This window comes from Mesoterricola sp. MK458, assembly GCF_055384935.1.
Window position 1 is genome coordinate 161690 of record NZ_AP045075.1, and the last position, 18818, is coordinate 180507.

Here is an 18818-nt window from a genome sequence, read left to right on the forward strand (position 1 = left end):
GCGCGCATGGTCATCAAGCTGCCCAAGGATCTGGAACAACGGCTCACCGCCTCGACGCGCCGGTATCTCGCCGAGGCCTTCGGCGAGGACGTGGGCGACCTCAAGGCTTCCATGTTCCTGAAGTTCTGCCTGGAGGAGATCGCCCCCAGCGTCTACAACCAGGCCGTCTCCGACGCCCGGACCTTCCTGCAGGAGAAGGTGCTGGACCTGGAGAACGTCTGCTTCGCCCACGAGGAGGGGTACTGGACCAAGGGCTCCGGCGCCCCGGGCGTCGCGCGCAAGCCCGCGAGGCGCTAGGAGGCTGTCCATGTATTATTCGGCCTCGCGACGGCGCCTGGAAGCCCGATTATCGAGCGCAAGTCCCGCAGGAAATATAGGTCATATTTTCAAGGGGCTTGCACACGAGAAGCGGGCTTCCAGGCGCCGCCCTACGGGTGATGGCAGCGGCCACGGCAATCCCGCGTTACGCTCGTCGAACGATTACCCGAATCGCTCTCCTCGCGTGCCTTGTCTTGCCATGGCCGGTGCCATCATCGCGGGGCCGAAGAATACATGGACAGCCTCCAAGTGACCACGATCCTCCTCGCCGCCATCCTGCTGGTGCTGGTGCTGGTCGCGGCCTCCCAGGCGGTGCTCCTGCGCCGCGGGCGGGATGCCGGGGACCGGGCCCTGCGCGAGGAGTTCGCCCGCAACCGCGAGGAGGCCTCGGGCGCCGCGCGCCAGGCGCGCCAGGAACTGGCCGCGTCGCTGAACGTCCTGGTGGACACGCTTTCCACCCAGTTCGCCAACCTGGTGCGCGCCAACGAGGCCCGCCAGGAGGCCGCGCGCCAGGAGGGGCTGGCCTCCGCCAGGGCCCTTCGGGAGGAGGTGGGCGCCGGGCTCAGGAACGCCAACGATTCGGTGCTGCGGATCCTCGGGGGCCTCGCCGAGGCGCAGCGCAAGGAGCTGGACGCCCTCAAGGCGACGGTGGAAGGGCAGCTCGAGCTCATGCGGGCCACGGTGGACGAGAAGCTCCAGGGCACCCTGGAGCAGCGCCTGGGCGAATCCTTCCGCCTCGTGAGCGAGCGCCTGGAACAGGTCCACAGGGGCCTCGGGGAGATGCAAGCCCTGGCCGCGGGGGTGGGGGACCTGAAGAAGGTGCTCACCAACGTCAAGACCCGGGGCACCTGGGGCGAGGTGCAGCTGGGCGCGCTCCTGGAGCAGGTGCTGGGCCCGGAACAGTACGAAGCCAACGTCGCGCCCCGGGGCGGCGGCGAGCGGGTGGAGTTCGCCGTGAAGATGCCCGGCCAGGGCGACGAGGTGGTGTGGCTGCCCATCGACGCCAAGTTCCCGGTGGAGGACTACCAGCGCCTCCTGGAGGCCCAGGAGCGCGCGGACCCCGTGGCCGCCGGCGAGGCCGGGGCCCAGCTGGAACTGCGCATCCGCCAGTGCGCCAAGGACATCGCCGACAAGTACCTGAATCCCCCCCGCACCACCGACTTCGGCATCCTCTTCCTGCCCACGGAAGGGCTCTTCGCGGAGGTGATCCGCCGCCCGGGCCTCCTGGACCACGTGCAGTCCCGCAGCCGGGTGGTCATCGCCGGCCCCACCACCCTGTGGTCCATCCTGAACAGCCTGCAGATGGGCTTCCGCACCCTGGCCATCCAGCGCCGCTCCAGCGACGTGTGGAACCTCCTGGGCGCCGTGAAGACCGAGTGGACCAGCTACGCCCTCGTGCTCGACAAGGTCCAGCGCAAGCTCCAGCAGGCATCCACCACCGTGGACGAGGCCGCGCGGCGCACGCGGGTCATCGGCCGCCGGCTGCGGGACGTGCAGGAACTGCCCCTGCTGGAGAGCGAGGACGTCCTGGGGCTGGGGAGTCCGGCGCCCGAGGACGGGGACGTCAGCGGCGCGTGATCAGCTTGGCGAGCACGAACCAGGCGAGCCCGATGGCCGGCAGCCCCAGGGCCGGAAAGACCGCCAGGGACGCCCAGCCGCCCTCCAGGAGCGCGTTCAGGCCCCCACCCAGGGCCAGACAGACCACCACCCGCAGGACCGCGGCGAACCGGGGCCTGGGGGCCAGGGCGAGGGCGATCCCGGCCGCGAGGGTGGCCGGCGCAACGGCCACGGCGTGCAGGTGGAGCCAGGACCCGCCCAGCACCGGGCCCAGGGCCCCGATCCCGTCGCCGTGGGCCAGGGCGGCGTAGGCCGCCAGGGCCCCGGCCAGGGCGCCCGCGATCAGCTCCCGCCCGTAGTGCGCCAGGAAACGCCGGCGGAACACCGGGTCGCAAAGCGCGGAGAACCAGGGCAGGGCCTGGGGCTGGCCGCAGCAGGAACCCTTCGGGTCGGAACAGCAGGACATGGCGGGCTCCTCGGCTCCAGTGTCGCCCGGGAGGGGGGGCCGGGACCAGCCCGGCCCGGGGAGTTGTGACGGCCATCCGGCCCCGGGTCTCCACGCCCGGTCGTTTTTCCCCCAGGTTCCTGTGGACAGGCCTGCCGATGGCCTCACAATGGGCGCAATCTTCACCCATGCGCCAGGACCCAAGATGCCTTTCCGCTCCCTCCGGGCCCTCTTCCGGCAATCGCTCCAGGTTCCCGCCATGGGCGAGGGCGACGTGGCGTTCTGGCGGCTGCGGGTGCTCGAGCGGATGATGGCCGCGGGGGCGCTGCTGGGCCCGCTGGTGCTGGTGCCCAGCTTCCTCCTCTCCGTCCGGGTGCGCCTCTGGAGCGTGGCGGTCATCGATCTCCTGGCCTACGGGTGGATCCTCGCGGCGGCGCTGGCGCCGCGATGGACCTACCGGACCCGGGCGTGGGGGCTCCTGGCCCTGCTGTACGTCCTGTCCCTGGTGCTCCTCACGCGGCTGGGCTCGGCGGGCGCGGGGATGCTCTGGCTCAGCGCCTTCCCGGTGATGGCGGCCATCCTCCTCAGCCCCCGGGCCGCGCTGGTGTGCTGGGGGCTGGCGGCGGCCACCCTGGCCGCGGGGGCGGCGGGGGTGGCCCGGGGGCTCATCGACGCCGGGCCCATGACCGTGAACCCCGCCAACGCCTTCGCCACCTGGGGGGTGGTGTCGGTGAACGCCCTGTTCCTCAGCGCGTTCATCTCGCTGCCCATCGCCCTGCTCCTGCGGGGCCTGGAACACACCCACCGGGCCCTTTCCCGGGAGGAGGAGCGCTTCACCAAGGTCTTCCAGCTCTCCCACGAGCCCATCGCCATCAGCCGGTTCGCGGACGACCGCTTCCTGGACGTGAACGAGGCCTGGTGCCGCGTCTACGGCTGGTCCCGGGCCGAGGTGCTGGGCCGGAGCACCGCGGAACTGGAGCTCTGGATGCCCGGCGCGGACCGCGCCGGGCTCAGGGCCGAAGTGGAGGCCACCGGAGGCCTGGCCCCCGTGGCCATGGAGGTGCGCCGCCGGGACGGGTCGCCGGTGCCGGTGCTGCTCTCGGCCAGGGTGCTCGACCTGGGGGGCGAGGCCTGCCTGCTGGTGCTGAGCCAGGACCTCACCGCGACCCGGGACGCGGAGGCCGAGCGGCGCCGGCTGGAGGGGGAGCTGCAGCACATCCAGAAGCTGGAGAGCCTGGGGAGCCTGGCCGGGGGCGTGGCCCACGACATGAACAACATCCTGGCGGCCATCATCGCCCTGGGCTCGACCCTCCAGCAGCAGTACGCCGGGGACGCCCCCCTGGCCAAGGCGCTGGGGACCATCCTGCTCGCGGGAGAGCGCGGCAGCCGCCTGGTGCGGGGGCTCACGGACTTCGCCCGCAAGGGGCTGGACGACGCGCGGCCCGTGGACCTCAACGACCTGGTGCGCGCGCAGATCGACCTGCTCCAGGGCACCACCCTGGCCCGGATCCGCCTTTCCACGGAACTGGACCCGCACCTCCCGCGGGTGCTGGGCGAGCCCTCCTCCCTCGGCAACGCCCTGATGAACCTGTGCGTCAACGCCGTGGACGCCATGCCCCAGGGCGGCGCGCTGACGCTCAGCACCGGCGTGGACGCCCACGGGCGGGTGGTGCTGGTGGTGGCCGACACCGGCCACGGGATGCCCGCCGAGGTGGCGGCCCGGGCCGTGGAGCCGTTCTTCACCACCAAGGCCGTGGGCAAGGGCACGGGGCTGGGGCTGGCCGGGGTGTACGGCACCCTGAAGGCCCACGGCGGCACCCTGGAGATCGACAGCCGCGTGGGGCAGGGCACCCGGGTGATCCTGCGCTTTCCCGCGATGGAACCGGGCCCCGCCTGGGCCGGCGAGGCCGAGGAAGGCGATGGGCACCCGGGCCCACCCCTGCGGATCCTCCTCGTGGACGACGACCCGATCATCCTGGGCACCCTGCCCGAAGTCCTGGGCTTCCTGGGCCACAGCGTCTTCCTGGCCTCCCGGGGCCAGGAGGCCCTGGACCAGGTGGCCGCGGGCCTCGAGGTGGACCTGGTCCTGCTGGACCACAACATGCCCGGCCTGAACGGGGCCGAGACCCTGGTGCGCCTCAAGGCGCTGCGGGGCGACCTCCCGGTGATCCTCTCCACCGGGTTCCTGGAGGAGGGCGTAGAGGACCTGGCCAGGAAGCTCCCGGGCGTCTGGCTCCTCCACAAGCCCTACGCGCTTCCGGCGCTCCGCCAGAAGCTCCGGGCCGTGCAGGAGTTGCGCTAGACTTGTGCCAACCACCGAAAGCCGGGAGCTGCGGATGAGCAAGCTGCTAGAACTACTTCGGATCCTGGACGGGCAGGTCGCGCGGACCCAGGGCCAGGTGTTCAACTACACCGTCCCCGACCTGTGGAACTGCTTCGACTACCAGGGCGAGGAGCTGCGCAAGACGCCCTGGGGTGAGCTGGTGGTGAACCCCTACCGCTTCTACCGGGACGCCATCCGGCAGTTCGTGGAGCCCCGCATGGGGCGCGTGCGCACGTGGGGCAGGCCCCTCAGCCGCCACCAGGGGGTGGAGCCGGGGCTGGAGGGCGGGGACTGGATCCGCCGCGCCTGCGTGTATTCCATGATGGTGCGCACCTCCACCGCCTGGGACCACGACCGCTCCGGGGCGCTGGAGGACCAGGACCTCTACGGCCTCCGGGAGACCGGCACCTTCGTGAAGTCCATCGCGCTGCTCTCCCTGCTCCACAAGATGGGCGTCACCTGCGTGTACCTCCTGCCCATCTCGAAATTCAGCCTGCGCGACAAGAAGGGCGAGCTGGGCTCGCCCTACGGCGTGTCGAGCTTCTTCACCCTGGACCCGGGCCTGAAGGACCCCGTGGCGGGACCGGACTTCACCGTGGAGGACGAGTTCCGCGCCTTCGTGGAGGCCTGCCACATCCTGGGCATGCACGTGATGATCGACCTGATCCCCCGGACCAATTCCGTGGACTCGGAGCTGATCCTGGAGCATCCGGACTGGTTCTACTGGATCCGGCACGCGGACCTGGCCGGCTACCGTCCCCCCTACGTTCCGGGACTGGGGGTGCAGATCCGGCCCAAGGCGGAATTCCTGCCGGTGGTGTACCAGAGCACCGAGGTGCGTCAGCACCTGGCTAAGTTCGTGGAGAACCCCGGCGCCGCGGACCCCGGGCGCTGGGCCGAACTCCAGGCCCACCTCCGGGCCAACCCGGACGCCGGCGTCATGGAGACCGTGCAGGAGCGCTTCGGGCTCACCGTCGCGCCGGCCTTCTCGGACCAGATCAACGACCCCCAGCCGGCCTGGAACGACGTCACCTTCTTCCGCATGTACCTGGACCACCCCGTGGCCTCCGTGCCCCACCTGGACCGGGACTACGCGCCGTACATCCTGTTCGACGTCATCAAGGCCAACCTCTACCAGGGCAAGGTGCGCAACGAGCCCCTGTGGGAGCTGCTCTCGGGCATCATCCCCTTCTATCAGAAGCAGTTCGGCATCGACGGCGCGCGCATCGACATGGGCCACGCCCTGCCCCGGGAACTGGTGGAGCGCATCATCCGCGGGGCGCGCCAGGTGGACCCGCAGTTCTGCTTCATCGCCGAGGAGATGGAGATCGACCGGGCCGCCACCGCCAAGGAACTGGGCTACAACATGATCCTGGGCGACGGCTTCCTGCGGGAGCCCCGGGTCCTGGAGTTCAAGACCCACCACTTCATGTACGAGGCCCGCAACCTCCCGTGCCCGGTGTACGCCTGCGGCGAGACCCACGACACCCCCAGGCTGGCCGCGCGGGAAGGGGGCCGGTCCCTGTCGCGCATGCTCACGATCCTCAACCTCTTCATGCCCAACGGCGTTCCGTTCCTGAACTCGGGCCAGGAGGTCTTCGAGGTCCAGCCCATGAACACGGGCCTGGACTGCCGCCCCAACGAGGCCTACCATCTGGACCCCAAGGACCCCTACTACGGCCGCCTCGCCCTGTTCGACCGGTACGCCCTGCACTACCTGAACCCGGGCCGGTGGGAGCTGCCCGACCAGCTGGCCTGGCTGACCACCTTCCGCCGGGAGCACCTCGCCACCTTCACCCGGCTGGAGAACTCGGTGCCCCTGGGCTTCAATTCGCCCCGGGACCCGGGCATCGCCTTCGGCTTCGTGGACGACGGCCCGCGGGGGACCCCGGTGCCCGAAGGGGGCGTGTTCGTGGCGGTGGCCAACACCGACGTCCACAACCCGCAGTACCTCACCGTGCACCTGGACGCCCTGCGCCGGGTCTCGGGCAACACCGCCCGGCGGGGCTCCCAGCTCTTCTCCACCCACGGCCCCGCCCGGGAGGTGCACGACTTCGACGCCCACGGGAACCTCTCCATGAGCTTCCAGCCCGGCGAGGTCAAGCTCCTTCGGATGTGAACCCTTCCGCTTCCCGGAGCGCCTCGGAAAGGTGGCGTTCCAGCAGGCGCCCCTGGGCCGCCAGGGCCCCCAGGCGGAGGGCGAAGCCCTCCCGGGACAGCACCGCCGCCCGGTCCAGGCGCTGCAGGGTGGACTCCAGCTGGACCAGGAGGGCGATGCCGTCGTTCATGACCGGCATGTCGGCCTCCATGCGGCCCAGGATCGTTTCCAGGCGGTCAAGCAGCGTGCTGGTCTCTTCCCGACTCGGCATCCCGGCTCCTCGCTGGCATTCATCGAGGCCAGTATAAGGCCCCTTGGAAGGTCCCCGGATGCGTCATGATCAAGGGCCCCGTCCCCGGTTCCCGGCCGAAGCGGCGCCGGAAGGGTTAACCTTTGAATGCGACAACTTGAACCCCAAGGACCCCCATGGCCATCTGGAAGCAGCCCATCTCCCTCGACATCCTCACCGCCCTGTGCCGGAAGACCACCGTCGAGTGGCTCGGCATCGAGTTCCTGGAAATCGGGGAGGACCACCTCACGGCCCGGGTTCCCGTGGACGACCGCACCCGCCAGCCCTTCGGCATCCTCCACGGCGGTGTGAGCGTGGTGCTGGCCGAGACCCTGGGTTCCTGCGCCGCGGGCTTCGTGGCGCCCGCGGGGCACTCCGCCGTGGGCATCGACATCAACGCCAACCACATCAAGAGCGTTTCCTCAGGGTGGGTGACCGGCGTGGCCCGGCCCGTCCACCTGGGCCGCACCACCCAGGTGTGGGCCATCGACATGCGGGACGACGCCGGCGACCTCACCTGCGTATCGAGGCTCACCATCGCCGTCCTGGCGCCGCGGACGAAATGATGTAGAGGCCCCCGGGACGCCCATTTCCCCCGGCCCCTGCCGCGTAGTCTAATGGAATCCGCCCCCGGGACCCCATGCTCGAACTCACCTATTCCAACCGGACCGAAGCCCTGCTCGGCATCCTCGCCGACCGGGTGCGCGCCGAGCGTGCGGCGCAGGGGGTGTGGAAGCCCATCCACCTGGTGGCCCCCAGCCCCCTCCTCAAGGAATACCTGCGCCAGGCCCTGGCCCGGGAACTGGGGGTGGCGGCGAACATCGCGTTCACCTACCTGGACGGCCTGTGGAAGGAGCTGCTGGCGGACGACGGGCGCAGGCCGCTCTCCTTCGACCTCCTCCGGGCGGCCCTGCTGGCCCTCCTGGGGGACCGGGCCCTGCTGGCCCAGGCGGACATGAAGCCGGTGCGGGACTACCTGGGCGCCGAAACGGGGCAGCTCAAGCGGGTGCAGCTGGCCTCCGAGCTGGCCCGGGTCTTCGAGGAATACCAGATGAGCCGGCCGGACTGGATCGACGCGTGGCGCGCGGGGCGCAAGGCCACCGCCGACCCGGGCCTGGAGGCCTGGCAGGCCCGCCTCTGGCGGGAGGCGGTGCGGGTCCTGGACGGCGCCGCCGGCGCCCAGGGGCCCGCGGGCCACCTCACCCTGCTGGAATGGGTGAGGGGCTCCGGTTTCGACGGCGTGAAGCTGCCCCCGGCCATCCACGCCTTCGGGCTGACCCACGTGGCCCAGGCCTACCAGCAGATCTTCCAGGCCTTCGCCCCGCTGCCGGACACCACCCTCCACCTGTACGCCCTCAACCCCTGCGGGGAGTTCTGGGAGGATCTGGACACCGGGCGGAACCGCCTTTGGACGGGCCTTCCCACCCGCGCTTCGGCCCGGGCCGGCGCCCCGGAGGAGGCCCCCGGGGACCCCTACCGCCTGGCGGAGGACGGCCCGCTTGCGCTGCGCCTCTGGGGCCGCCCGGGCCGGGAGAAGATCCGCCTCCTGAACGAGGTGAGCGCCTGCGACTTCACGTCGGCCTTCGAGCTTCCGGATGCCTCCACCCTCCTGGGCCGGATGCAGCGGGACATCCTGCTCTACCGGGAACCCGACGGGGAAGGGGGGGCCGCGCCCGACGACAGCGTGCGCTGCCTGGCCTGCCCGAGCCCCCGGCGCGAGGCGGAGGCGGTGGCCTCGGAGATCTGGCGCCTGATGGAACGCCACGCCCCGGGGGAGCGCCCCCTGCATTTCTCCGAAATCGCGGTGGTGGTGCCCCCCGGCGAGGCCCAGGCCTACGGCGCCCACCTCCAGGCCGCCTTCCACGACGCCCGCCAGATCCCCCTGGTGCAGGGCGCCGGAGCCTTCCCCATCCTGGCCGAGACCCTGGAGGCCGTGGAGCTCCTGCTGGCGCTGCCCACCTCCGGCCTCACCCGCGCCGCGGTGCTGCGCGCCCTCCTGCACCCCGCCCTGCGCCGGCGCACCGGCGACCTGGATACCGGCGCCTGGGAGCGGTGGACCGAGGAGTTCGGAATCATTCGCGGGGCCGACCGCGCGGACTGGGCCGGCACCTACCTGGCCGAGGACGCCCTGAACTGGGACCAGGGCCTCAAGCGCCTGGCGCTGGGCGCCTTCATGACCGAAGGCGCCGGCTTCCAGGTGGGGGACGACACCTACCGCGTGAACGGGGCCCGGGAGGAGGGCCCGGCCTCCGCCTTCATCGCCGAAGCGCGGGGCCTGTGCGAGGACGCCCGGGACCTCGCCGGCCGTTCCGCCGAACCCCGGGCCTGGATCCGCCGGCTCTTCGCCTACCTGGAGAAGTGGCTTTCCGTGGACGAGGGGGACGAGGCCGAGGCCGTGCAGAACGCCCTGGACCGCATCCGCCGCCACCTGGACCGCACCTTCGAGGGCGTGCCCCCGGCCCTGGTCCTGCCGCGCATGGACTTCATCGCCGTGCGCCACCTGGCCCTGGAGGCCCTGGAACGCCTCCGGGACGAGCAGCCCGCGAACCTGGCCCGGGGCGTCGTGGTGACCTCGTACGCCGCCATGCGGGCCATCCCCTTCCGGGCCATCTTCCTCATGGGCCTGGGCGAAGGCAGCTTCCCCACCCGCAACCCCCGGAACGCCCTGGACCTGCGCGGCGAGAGCCGCCGGCCCGGCGACGTGAGCCAGACGGAGAAGGAGGCGTACCTCTTCCTGGAGATGCTCCTTTCCGCCCGGGACCACCTGGTGCTGAGCTACGTGGCCCTGGACGAGCTCAGCGGCGAGGCCTTCGAGCCTTCGGGCCTCTTCAAGGCGTTCCGCGAGCTCCTGGGCGCCTACCTCCCCCCGCACGGGGCGCCCGCCGGGAAACAGGACCCCTTCCTGGAGGTCCACCCCCTGCGCCGCTTCGACCCGGCCTACTTCCCCGGGTGGTTCCCCGGCGACGGCGGCCTGCGCACCTGTTCCGAATCCGCCGAGAAGGAAGCCCGGGCCCTGTGGCTGGGCCTCCGGGCCCGGGCCCGGGGCGCTGCCCTGCCTTCCCGGGTGGGGGACCTGCGCGTCTCCGACGCCCCGGCCCTGCGGGCCGCCCTGGACACCCCGGGGGTGCCCGGGGACCCCGGCGGCGAAACCGTCATCCAGGTGAGCCTTTCCGACCTGCGCACCTTCCTGGAGTGCCCCCTCACCGGCGCCGCGGCGGTGCGCCTGGGCCTGCGGCGGCGGGACCTGGCGGACCGGGCCGCCGTGGAGGACGAACCCTTCGAGAGCGACGACCTGGAAACCTGGACCCTGCGGCGGGAGGTGGCCCTGGCGGCCCTGGCCGGCGGGGAGGCGCCCGCGGCGGCCTACGACCGGTGCCTCCGGCGCCTCCAGTCCGAAGGGGCCGCTCCCTTCGGGGTGTTCGCCGAGGCCGAGCGCGCCGGCGACCTCCAGGTCATCGAGCGGTGGGTCACCCATCTCCAGGGGGACGCGGCCCGCCCCGAAACCTGGCGCCTGGGCGGCAACCGCGCCGGCACCGAAGGCATCGACAACCCCCGGGGGCCCCTGGCCCTGCAGGTGCGGGTCGGCGGCCAGGAACGCACCGTGGAGCTCACCGGCGACCTGCGGGTGCAGCTGGGGGGCTCCCTCTTCCTGGAAACCGGCAAGCGCCCATCCGCCTCGGCCCTGGGCAAGGTCCGCAAGAAGGCCCTGGCCGCCTTCGTGGACCACCATGTGCTGGCCTGCGTCGACCCGGCCCACGGCAACCACCGGGCGCGCTTCGTGTACGAATTCGCGGTGGGCGGCGAGCGGGAGTTCACCTACCGCTTCCCGGCCCTGTCCCCGGAACAGGCCCGGGAGCGCCTGCGGGCCTGGCTGGAGGACCTGCTCAACGGCGACCACGCGATGCTCCTGCCCATCGAGGCGGTCCTGCGGGCGTGGCCCGATCGCCTGACGCCCGGGAGCATCCTGGAGTTCGTGGACGAAAGCCTCAACGGCTCCGTGGTGACGCCGTTCAGCACCGTCCGCGGCCCGGTCCCCGATGCCGCCGGCTACCCCCCGCCCGCCGATCCCAAGGCCATCATGGACGCCAGGCTCAAGGACTACCTGGACCTGGTCTGCGGAGTCGCCGGGGAGGAGGCCTGATGGTCGCGTTCGGCACCCCCGCGCTCCTGGAAGGCCTGGCAGGCTCCTGCGCCATCGAGGCCAGCGCCGGCACCGGCAAGACCTACACCCTGGAGCACCTGGTGGTCCAGCTCATCCTGCAGGGCACCCCCCTGGAGAAGATCCTGGTGGTGACCTTCACCCGGAAGGCCACCCTGGAACTCAAGGCCCGGGTCCGCGCCAAGCTGGCCGCGCTGGCGGCCCTGGAGGCCGACGACGTGAAGGCGGGGGAGATCCCCTGCGAACTCACCCCCGAACGCCGGGACCGGCTCCGCGCGGCCCTCATGGCCTTCGACCGGGCGACCATTTCCACCATCCACGGCTTCTGCCAGCAGGTCCTGCAGGACGGCGCCTTCGAAGGCGGCCGGCTCTTCCGCCAGGAGGCCATCGCCAGCGACGATGCCTTCGACCGGGCCTTCACGACCCTGCTCCGCACCCACTACGCCACCCGGCACGGAGCCCTCCTCCGGGTCGCCCTGGGCTTCCTGGGCGGCCCCGCGCCCCTGCGGGACCTGCTCAAGGAGGCCCTGCGGGAGGACGGGCTGGACCTGCCGGCCTTCACGGACGCCCGGACCTTCCTGGAGGCCTTCCCGGCGGACCGGGCCCAGGCCTGTCTGGCCGATCCCGGGGCCTTCGGCTTTCCCAAGGCCAATGCCCGGTCCGTGCGCACCCGCCTGGAGCTCGTCCTGGCGCGGCGGGACGCGTGCCTGGCAGGGGTGCCCGAGGACTTCTGGCTGGACAAGGACTGGATCCAGGACAAGCTCCTGGACAACCTGGGCCCCTTCACCGGGGACGGCCTCGAGGGCGACACGGCCGTCCTGGCCCAGGCGGTGCGGGAGGTTTCCAACGTCAAGGCCATCCTCGCCGCCGCCTTCCTGCCGCCCCTGCGGGAGGAACTCCGTCGCTTCAAGGACGAGGAGGGCCTGTTCGACTTCGACGACATGATCGGCCAGGTGGCCGCCGCCCTGGAAGGCCCCCAGGGCGAGGTCCTGGCGGGCCGGCTGCGGGAGCGCTTCCACGCCGCCCTCATCGACGAGTTCCAGGACACCGACGCCCGGCAGTGGGCGATCTTCAGGCGCATCTTCCTGGGCTCGCCCGGGCACCGCCTCTTCCTGGTGGGCGACCCGAAGCAGGCCATCTACGGCTTCCGGGGTGGGGACCTGCCCACCTACGTGGAAGCCCTGGACCAGCTCAAGCACACCGGCGCGGGCGTCCTCAGCCTGGACACGAACTTCCGTTCCACCGAAGGCGTCATCCGCGGCTACAACGCCCTCTTCGAGGAAACCGGCGGCGTCCCCTTCTTCACCGGGGCCAACGCCGGCCGCTACCCGCGTCCGGTGGGCTGTGGCCGGCCCTCGCTGGCCCTCACCGGAGCCCCGGCCATCCGGGTGGTGGACGTGCCAGTGGCCGACGCCCGGGGCACCCGGCTCCGGGCCGCGGACGCCCTCGCCCGGGCCCTGGAGGCCACCCTGGCGGCGGGCCGGTTCAACGGCGAGCCCCTGGGGCCGGGGGACGTCTTCGCCCTGACCCAGACCCTGGCCGAGGGCCGCATCATGGCCGACGCCCTGCGGGCCCGCGGCATCCCCGCGGCGCTCTACCGCCAGGAGGGGCTCTTCGACGGCCCTGAGGCCCAGGCCTGCCGCGACCTGATGCTGGCCATCGACGCGCCCCTGGACGAATGCCGCCGCGCCAAGGCCCTGCTGGGGCCCTTCTTCGGGCTGAACCTGGCGGAGGCGGAACGGGCCCGCAGCCTGCCCGAGGGCCACCCCATCCTCACCCGGCTCTTCGGGTGGCGGGAGCTGGCCGCCCACGGCCGCTTCGGGGAGATGTTCAACCGCGTGGTGTCCGAAAGCGGCCTGAGCCAGCGCCTGCTCTTCCTGGACGAGAACCAGCGGGCCCTCACCAACCTGCTCCACATCCTGGAACTGCTCCAGCGGCAGGCCCTGGGCGGGCACTGCACCCTGGCCGGCCTGGCCGTGCAGGTGCAGCGCTGGATCGACGGCGAGGACCGCCCGGCCGTGGAGGAAGGGGACACCCAGCGCCTGGAGCGCGCCGGCGGCGCCGTGCAGGTGCTGACCATGCACAAGGCCAAAGGCCTCCAGGCTCCGGTGGTGCTCCTGTCCGGCGGCCTTTCCCTGGGGAGCACCAAGGCCAACCTCCACCGCTACCACCTGGACGGCGCGCGCCGCGCCTGGGTGGGGCCCGCCAAGGCCGCCCCGGCGAGGGTCCAGGCCCTCATCGACACGGAGGCCGCCGAGGAGGGCGAGCGCCTGGCCTACGTGGCCCTCACCCGGGCCGAGGCCCAGCTCATCCTCCCCTGCTACGTGCCGGGCGAGGGTGCCCCGGCCACCAGCTTCGAACCCGGCGGCGACCCCCGGAGGGGCCTCTACCGCGGGGTTAACCGGCGCCTGAGGACGCTCCTGGACGGGGCGCCCCGGGCGGACTTCGAACGCCTGCCGGCCCCCGCCGCGGTTCCCCCGGCCCCGGTGCCCGACCCCGGCCCCTGGACCCTGGAGCTGCCGCCCCCCCTGGATGCGCCCGCCTTCCCGTCCCTGCGGAAGCTTGGCCGGCCCGTGTGGACGTTCAGCTATTCCAGCCTCCAGAAGGGCCTCAAGCCCGGCTGGGGGGAAGGGGCCCCCCTGGAGGAGGTGAAGGGGTTCACCCCCACCGACGGCCCCGCGGGTGGCCGGAAGTTCGGCACCCAGGTGCACGCCGCCCTGCAGCACGCGGACCTGGCCTCCTTCGCCGGCGCGGACCTGGACACCTGGATCGCCCTGCCGTCCACCCAGGCCCTGGCCGCGGACCGGCTCCCGGAGGAGGGCCGCCGGGAAGCCCTGCGGTGGATCCACCAGGCCATGACGCTGGCCCATCCCCTCCCGGACGGCACCACCGCCGTGCTCCACGCGTGCCAGGCCTTCCTGCGGGAGCTGGACTTCCTCACCCCCTTCGCGGGCCGCCAGGACTTCCTCCACGGTTCCATGGACGTCCTCTTCCAGGCCGGCGGCAAGGCCTACGTGCTGGACTGGAAGACCAACCGCCTGAACGGCTACGACCCCGCGACCCTGGAACAGACCGTCCAGGAGCACTACTGGCTGCAGGTCCAGATCTACGCCACCACCGCCTGCCGCTTCCTGGACATCCGGGACGAGGCCCAATACGAGGAGGCCTTCGGCGGCGTGGTGTACGTGTTCCTCCGGGGCCTGCCCGAAGGCGGCCTCTGGACCCTCCGGCCGTCCTGGGCCCAGCTCCGGGCCTGGGAGGCCGAACTGGAGGCCCTGCCCGCCGACCGCATGATCCCCCCCAACGCCGGAGGCGAGCCCCGTGACCGATGACGCCCTGCGCCTCCTGGACCTCCACCGGGACCGGGCCGCCTTCCCCCGGCGGGTGGTGGAGCACCTGGCGGCCCTGAACCAGCCCCCCTCGGCCCTGATCTTCGCGTGGGAGCTCAGCGGCCTGGCCCCCGGGCTGGACGCCGACCGGCGCAAGCGCCTGTTCGCCATCGCCCTGGCGCTCCTGTGCGCCCAGGCCCAGGGGCACACCCGCATGGCCCTGGCGCCGGAGCCCGGCGGTCCCGCCGACCTCCTGTTCCAGGCCTTCGGCCTGGCGCCCTTCGACCTGGAAGCCTTCCTGCGCGCCGAGGCCCCCGCCCTGGCGGGCGACCCCGGCGACGCCCGTCCCCTGATCCTCCAGGACGGCTGGCTCTACACCCAGCGCCTCCTTGACCACGAGGTGGAGCTGGCCGCCCGGGCCCGCGCCCTCACGGCCCTCGCCGCGGAAGGCGTGGTGGAGCCCCCCGAGTCCCTCTTCCGCCTGCGCGCGGGCCGCTCCCTGAACCCCGAGCAGCGCCAGGCGGTGGCCATGGCCCTGCGGGGCGGCCTCACCCTCATCACCGGCGGCCCCGGCACCGGCAAGACCTCCATCGTCGTCACGATCCTCCGGGCCCTCCTGCGCCAGCCCGGCATGCGCCTGGAGGACATCGCCCTCACGGCCCCCACCGGCAAGGCGGCCCAGCGCATGGGCGAATCCATCATGGAATCCCTGGCCCAGATGGAAAACCCCGAGGGCGTCGACCTGGACCTCCAGGGGGCGACCCTGGGCCCGGCCACCCTCCACCGCCTCCTGGCCTGGCACCCGGCCCAGGAGCGGTTCCGCCATGGCCCCGGCAACCCCCTTTCCGCCCGGGTCGTGATCGCCGACGAGGCCTCCATGATCAGCCAGGAGCACCTGTGCCGGCTCCTGGGCGCCCTGGCCCCCGGGGCCCGGCTCGTGCTTCTGGGCGACGCCGACCAGCTCCCCAGCGTGGAGGAGGGCTGTGCCTTCAGCGACCTGGTGCGGAGCCTGGAACCCCAGTGCGCGACCCTGCGCACCAGCTACCGCATGGACGCGGGCGACCCCGAGGGCCGCAACATCCTGTCCGTGGCCGCGGCCATCCGCACCCACGGCGACCCCTGGCAAGGCCCCGAGCCCATCCACGTGCGCGCCGCCGTGGAGGACCTGGCCTTCAGCCGGGTGGAGCTCCTGGAGCCCGGCCCCGGCGTCATGGAGGCCTTCCTGGAGCGCTGGCTCCGGCGCGAGGTGACGAGCCTCGCGGATTTCCTGCCCCGCGTCGCCCGCGCCTACGCCTTCACCGGCGGGGCCTGGGCCGGGGCCGACCTGCCCCACCTGGACGCGCTGTTCCGCCACTTCAGCCAGTTCCGCATCCTCTGCGCCCTGAGGGAGGCCCTCGACCTGCGGGGCGTCCAGGACATCAACCGCCACTTCCACCGGCGCATGCTCGCCCTCACCGGGGAAGGCCTGCGCAACCCCGTGCCCTTCTGCGCCGGGGAGCCCGTGATGATGACCGCCAACGACTACCGGCGGGGCATCTTCAACGGAGACCAGGCCCTGGTGCTCAAGGTGTTCTTCGACGGCGCCCTGCGCCAGGCGGCGGTCTTCCCCAGGCCTGGCGGCTTCGTGCCCTTCCCCCTGGACCCCCTGAAGCACCAGCTGGAACACGCCTTCGCCATGACCGTGCACAAATCGCAGGGGTCGGAGTACCAGCGCATCGCCATCGTGCTGCCGAAGACCAACCACCGGGCGCTCACGCGGGAGCTGCTGTACACCGGCCTGACCCGGGCCAGCAAGGGCGTGGTGCTGCTGGCGGAACGGGAGCGGGTGCCCTTCGCGGCGGGGAATCCGTCCGTGCGGGAGACCGGCTTGGCTGGACGGCTGGGAGAGCCCTGACGGGCGTTTCCCGTCAGGGGAAGGCCAGGCTCAGCGTCGTGGTGGCCCCCGCGGTCACCGCCTGCTGGGTGCCGGGCAGCATCACGGGCGTGGCCCCCGAGGTGCTGCGCTGGGCGGTGACGCCGTAGGTGCCCGGGGCCACCGCCAGGAAGGTGGCCGTGTCCTGGGCGTCGCCGATGATGGCGGGGCGGGAGCGGACGATGAGGGTCGGGCTGAGGCCGCCCACGGGAAGGGCCTGGCGCAGCTCGCCCCAGGTGCCCTGGTTGGAGGCGGACTTGGGGGTGAGCGTCAGCGCCAGGGTTCCCCCATTGGAAGGCGCGGCGAAGGCGAGGTCGGCGGTGAGGGAGGCCCCCGCGGCCAAGGAGCCCGGGGACGCGGCCTGGGCGGGGCAGTTGGCGGGCTGGGCGGCCACGAAGTAGATGCTCCCGGAGGGCAGGCCGTCCAGCTCGTAGGCGCCGGCGGCGTCGGACACCGCCCGGCGCACGAGGGTGGCCTTGCCCAGGCCGTCCAGGACCTGGGCGTACACCTCGGCGCCCGCGACCTTCCCGCCGGGTCCGGTGAGGGTTCCCTGGATGCGGCCGCAGTTGGTGGGGTCGAAGGCCTGGCCCGTGGCACTGAACCGGAAGGGCGTGGTGGAGGTGGGCGCGGAGATCACCCCCTGGTCGCCGCTCAGCATGAGCAGGGCCTGGCCCGTGCCGTTGGCGGGGACGGTGACCCTGCCCTTGACCAGGGTGGTGGCGGGCATGGAGAGCACCTGGCCCGAGCCCCCCTCGGGGACCACGTAGGCCGGCTTGTTGATGGCGGACTGGTAGTTCGTCTCGCTCCAGGTGAGGCGGAACTGGGTGTAGGTGCCGGCGAGCACCTTGGAGGCCGGCAGCACCACCGCGCCGTGGCCGTTCTGGAGGGCCATGAGGTCCACCGTGCCCTTGGGCTGGCCCAGGGTGTACCACCGGCTGCCGTCCTGGGTGCCCTCGATGGCCTCCAGGCTCACCACCACCTGGGAGAACCCCGGAAGGCTGTCCGAGCTCAGGGTGATGGTGACGGTCCCCGTGGGCGCGCTGGACGTGCTGCTTCCCCCACAGCCGAGAAGGCAAGCGAGGGCAGCGCCGGCGGGCAGGACGGACTTCAGGATGGTGCGCATGGAAACCCCTAGTGAATGTGAGACCCGGTTCCTACGGGGGAGAGTTTAACCCAGGGCCCTTCCCAAAGACGGTTGACAAAATTCGTCAGAATGTCAAACATGGTATCCATGAGCCGCCGAAGCCTTTACGTTCTCGCCGCCGCCCTGGCGGCGGGCCTTTGGTGGGCCCTCGCATCCTCCACCCCCGCCCGGAGCCCCCGCATGCAGCACTCGCCCCAATGGAAGAACGGGACCTTCCACAACCCGCAGCCCCTGTGGAACTCCTACCTCGCCGCCGTGGGCAGCCTCTTCCGGCGCAGCCCCCACTCCGTGCCGCGGCCCGGGGACATCCCCGTGGTCCGCCCGGACCTGGAGACGCCCCCCGCCAGCGGTCTGCGGGCCACCTGGCTGGGCCACTCCACCGTCCACCTGCACATCGACGGCACCCGGGTCCTCACCGATCCCGTGTGGGGCCCGCGGGCCTCTCCGCTCTCCTGGGCCGGGCCCCGGCGCTGGTACGCCCCGGTCATCCCCCTGGCCGAGATGCCCAGGCCCGACGCGGTGGTCATCTCCCACGACCACTACGACCACCTGGACCGCCCCACGCTCCTGGCCATGCGGGACTGGGATGTGCGCTTCGTGGTCCCCCTGGGGGTGGGGGCGCGCCTGGTGGGCTGGGGGATCCCCGCCGCGCGCATCACGGAACTGGACTGGTGGGAAAGCACCACCGTGGGTTCCCTGGAGATCACCTGCACCCCCGCGCGCCACGCCTCCGGCCGGACCCTCTTCGACAAGGACCGCACCCTCTGGGCGGGCTATGCTTTCCGGGGGCCCACCCACCGGGTCTACTTCTCGGGGGACACGGGGCTCTTCAACGGCCTGGAGGCCATCGGCGCGCGCCTGGGCCCCTTCGACCTCACCCTCATCGAGGCCGGGGCCTACGGCGCCGCCTGGCCGGACTGGCACCTGGGCCCCGAGCAGGCCGTGGAGGCGCATGGGCGCGTGAAGGGCCGGGTGATGCTGCCCATCCACTGGGGCCTGTTCGACCTGGCCGCCCACGGGTGGACCGAACCCGTGGAGCGGGTCCTGGAGGCGGCCCGCGCCCGTGGAGCCTCCGTGGTGGTGCCGCGGCCGGGCCAGGGCGTGGAGCCCGGGAACCCCTGGCGCCAGGACCGCTGGTGGCCCCTCCTTCCCTGGAAGACCGCCGCGGAATCGCCCATCGTGGCGACCCTGGACGGCCTCAAGCCCATCCCCGCCTCCCGCTGAAAACCGTGCTAGCATGGGAA

12 protein-coding genes are annotated in these 18818 nt (G+C 72.4%); 9 read left to right on the plus strand and 3 right to left on the minus strand.

Annotated features, from left to right (window positions below):
- Window positions 1-6: 6 nt before the first annotated feature.
- Together ACZ5LB_RS00705 and ACZ5LB_RS00710 are read left to right on the plus strand one after the other, a co-directional pair.
- Window positions 7-297 (plus strand): DUF2164 domain-containing protein, encoded by a 291-nt coding sequence (locus ACZ5LB_RS00705; RefSeq protein WP_464604247.1) that lies wholly within the window; start codon window positions 7-9, stop codon window positions 295-297.
- Between the two features lie 255 nt (window positions 298-552).
- Window positions 553-1896: a DNA recombination protein RmuC gene (locus tag ACZ5LB_RS00710; RefSeq protein WP_464604248.1), complete on the plus strand. Its 1344-nt coding sequence runs from the start codon at window positions 553-555 to the stop codon at window positions 1894-1896.
- On the opposite strand, the gene ACZ5LB_RS00715 is transcribed toward ACZ5LB_RS00710, so the two are convergent.
- The gene (locus ACZ5LB_RS00715; protein WP_464604249.1) at window positions 1883-2341 is read right to left on the minus strand and encodes a hypothetical protein; all 459 of its coding nucleotides are present in this window, start codon (window positions 2339-2341) and stop codon (window positions 1883-1885) included. The genes ACZ5LB_RS00710 and ACZ5LB_RS00715 overlap by 14 nt on opposite strands.
- Window positions 2342-2525: 184 nt before the next feature.
- Here ACZ5LB_RS00715 and ACZ5LB_RS00720 point away from each other — a divergent pair, with 184 nt between their 5' ends.
- Both ACZ5LB_RS00720 and ACZ5LB_RS00725 read left to right on the plus strand, forming a co-directional pair.
- Window positions 2526-4622 carry a hybrid sensor histidine kinase/response regulator gene (locus tag ACZ5LB_RS00720; RefSeq protein WP_464604250.1) on the plus strand — a complete coding sequence of 699 codons (2097 nt, stop codon included), beginning with the start codon at window positions 2526-2528 and terminating at the stop codon, window positions 4620-4622.
- A 34-nt stretch (window positions 4623-4656) separates the two neighbouring features.
- Window positions 4657-6762, plus strand: coding sequence for an alpha-amylase (locus tag ACZ5LB_RS00725; RefSeq protein ID WP_464604251.1), 2106 nt, complete (start codon window positions 4657-4659; stop codon window positions 6760-6762).
- On the opposite strand, the gene ACZ5LB_RS00730 is transcribed toward ACZ5LB_RS00725, so the two are convergent.
- Window positions 6743-7012 (minus strand): hypothetical protein, encoded by a 270-nt coding sequence (locus ACZ5LB_RS00730; protein WP_464604252.1) that lies wholly within the window; start codon window positions 7010-7012, stop codon window positions 6743-6745. The genes ACZ5LB_RS00725 and ACZ5LB_RS00730 overlap by 20 nt on opposite strands.
- Window positions 7013-7167: 155 nt before the next feature.
- On the opposite strand from ACZ5LB_RS00730, the gene ACZ5LB_RS00735 reads away from it, so the two are divergent.
- From ACZ5LB_RS00735 to recD, 4 genes are all read left to right on the plus strand, one after another.
- The gene (locus ACZ5LB_RS00735) at window positions 7168-7596 is read left to right on the plus strand and encodes a hotdog fold thioesterase (protein WP_464604253.1); all 429 of its coding nucleotides are present in this window, start codon (window positions 7168-7170) and stop codon (window positions 7594-7596) included.
- Window positions 7597-7670: 74 nt separating this feature from the next.
- Complete coding sequence (locus ACZ5LB_RS00740) at window positions 7671-11171, plus strand: exodeoxyribonuclease V subunit gamma (protein ID WP_464604254.1); 3501 nt, start codon at window positions 7671-7673, stop codon at window positions 11169-11171.
- Window positions 11171-14521: a UvrD-helicase domain-containing protein gene (locus ACZ5LB_RS00745; RefSeq protein WP_464604255.1), complete on the plus strand. Its 3351-nt coding sequence runs from the start codon at window positions 11171-11173 to the stop codon at window positions 14519-14521. Before ACZ5LB_RS00740 ends, ACZ5LB_RS00745 begins: the two co-directional genes overlap by 1 nt.
- On the plus strand, window positions 14511-16412 hold the full coding sequence (recD, locus tag ACZ5LB_RS00750) for an exodeoxyribonuclease V subunit alpha (RefSeq protein ID WP_464604256.1): 1902 nt from the start codon (window positions 14511-14513) through the stop codon (window positions 16410-16412). The genes ACZ5LB_RS00745 and recD overlap by 11 nt, the downstream gene beginning before the upstream one ends.
- 13 nt (window positions 16413-16425) lie before the next feature.
- On the opposite strand, the gene ACZ5LB_RS00755 is transcribed toward recD, so the two are convergent.
- Entirely contained in the window at window positions 16426-17553 is a 1128-nt protein-coding gene (locus ACZ5LB_RS00755) for a DUF4382 domain-containing protein (RefSeq protein WP_464604257.1), read from the minus strand.
- Window positions 17554-17661: 108 nt separating this feature from the next.
- Here ACZ5LB_RS00755 and ACZ5LB_RS00760 point away from each other — a divergent pair, with 108 nt between their 5' ends.
- On the plus strand, window positions 17662-18798 hold the full coding sequence (locus tag ACZ5LB_RS00760; protein ID WP_464604258.1) for an MBL fold metallo-hydrolase: 1137 nt from the start codon (window positions 17662-17664) through the stop codon (window positions 18796-18798).
- Window positions 18799-18818: the final 20 nt, after the last annotated feature.

Coding starts and splice junctions, on each gene's coding strand:
- ACZ5LB_RS00705 (WP_464604247.1), top strand. CDS start 7: ATGGTCATCAAGCTGCCCAAGGATCTGGAACAACGGCTCACCGCCTCG.
- ACZ5LB_RS00710 (WP_464604248.1), top strand. CDS start 553: ATGGACAGCCTCCAAGTGACCACGATCCTCCTCGCCGCCATCCTGCTG.
- ACZ5LB_RS00715 (WP_464604249.1), bottom strand. CDS start 2,341: ATGTCCTGCTGTTCCGACCCGAAGGGTTCCTGCTGCGGCCAGCCCCAG.
- ACZ5LB_RS00720 (WP_464604250.1), top strand. CDS start 2,526: ATGCCTTTCCGCTCCCTCCGGGCCCTCTTCCGGCAATCGCTCCAGGTT.
- ACZ5LB_RS00725 (WP_464604251.1), top strand. CDS start 4,657: ATGAGCAAGCTGCTAGAACTACTTCGGATCCTGGACGGGCAGGTCGCG.
- ACZ5LB_RS00730 (WP_464604252.1), bottom strand. CDS start 7,012: ATGCCGAGTCGGGAAGAGACCAGCACGCTGCTTGACCGCCTGGAAACG.
- ACZ5LB_RS00735 (WP_464604253.1), top strand. CDS start 7,168: ATGGCCATCTGGAAGCAGCCCATCTCCCTCGACATCCTCACCGCCCTG.
- ACZ5LB_RS00740 (WP_464604254.1), top strand. CDS start 7,671: ATGCTCGAACTCACCTATTCCAACCGGACCGAAGCCCTGCTCGGCATC.
- ACZ5LB_RS00745 (WP_464604255.1), top strand. CDS start 11,171: ATGGTCGCGTTCGGCACCCCCGCGCTCCTGGAAGGCCTGGCAGGCTCC.
- ACZ5LB_RS00755 (WP_464604257.1), bottom strand. CDS start 17,553: ATGCGCACCATCCTGAAGTCCGTCCTGCCCGCCGGCGCTGCCCTCGCT.
- ACZ5LB_RS00760 (WP_464604258.1), top strand. CDS start 17,662: ATGAGCCGCCGAAGCCTTTACGTTCTCGCCGCCGCCCTGGCGGCGGGC.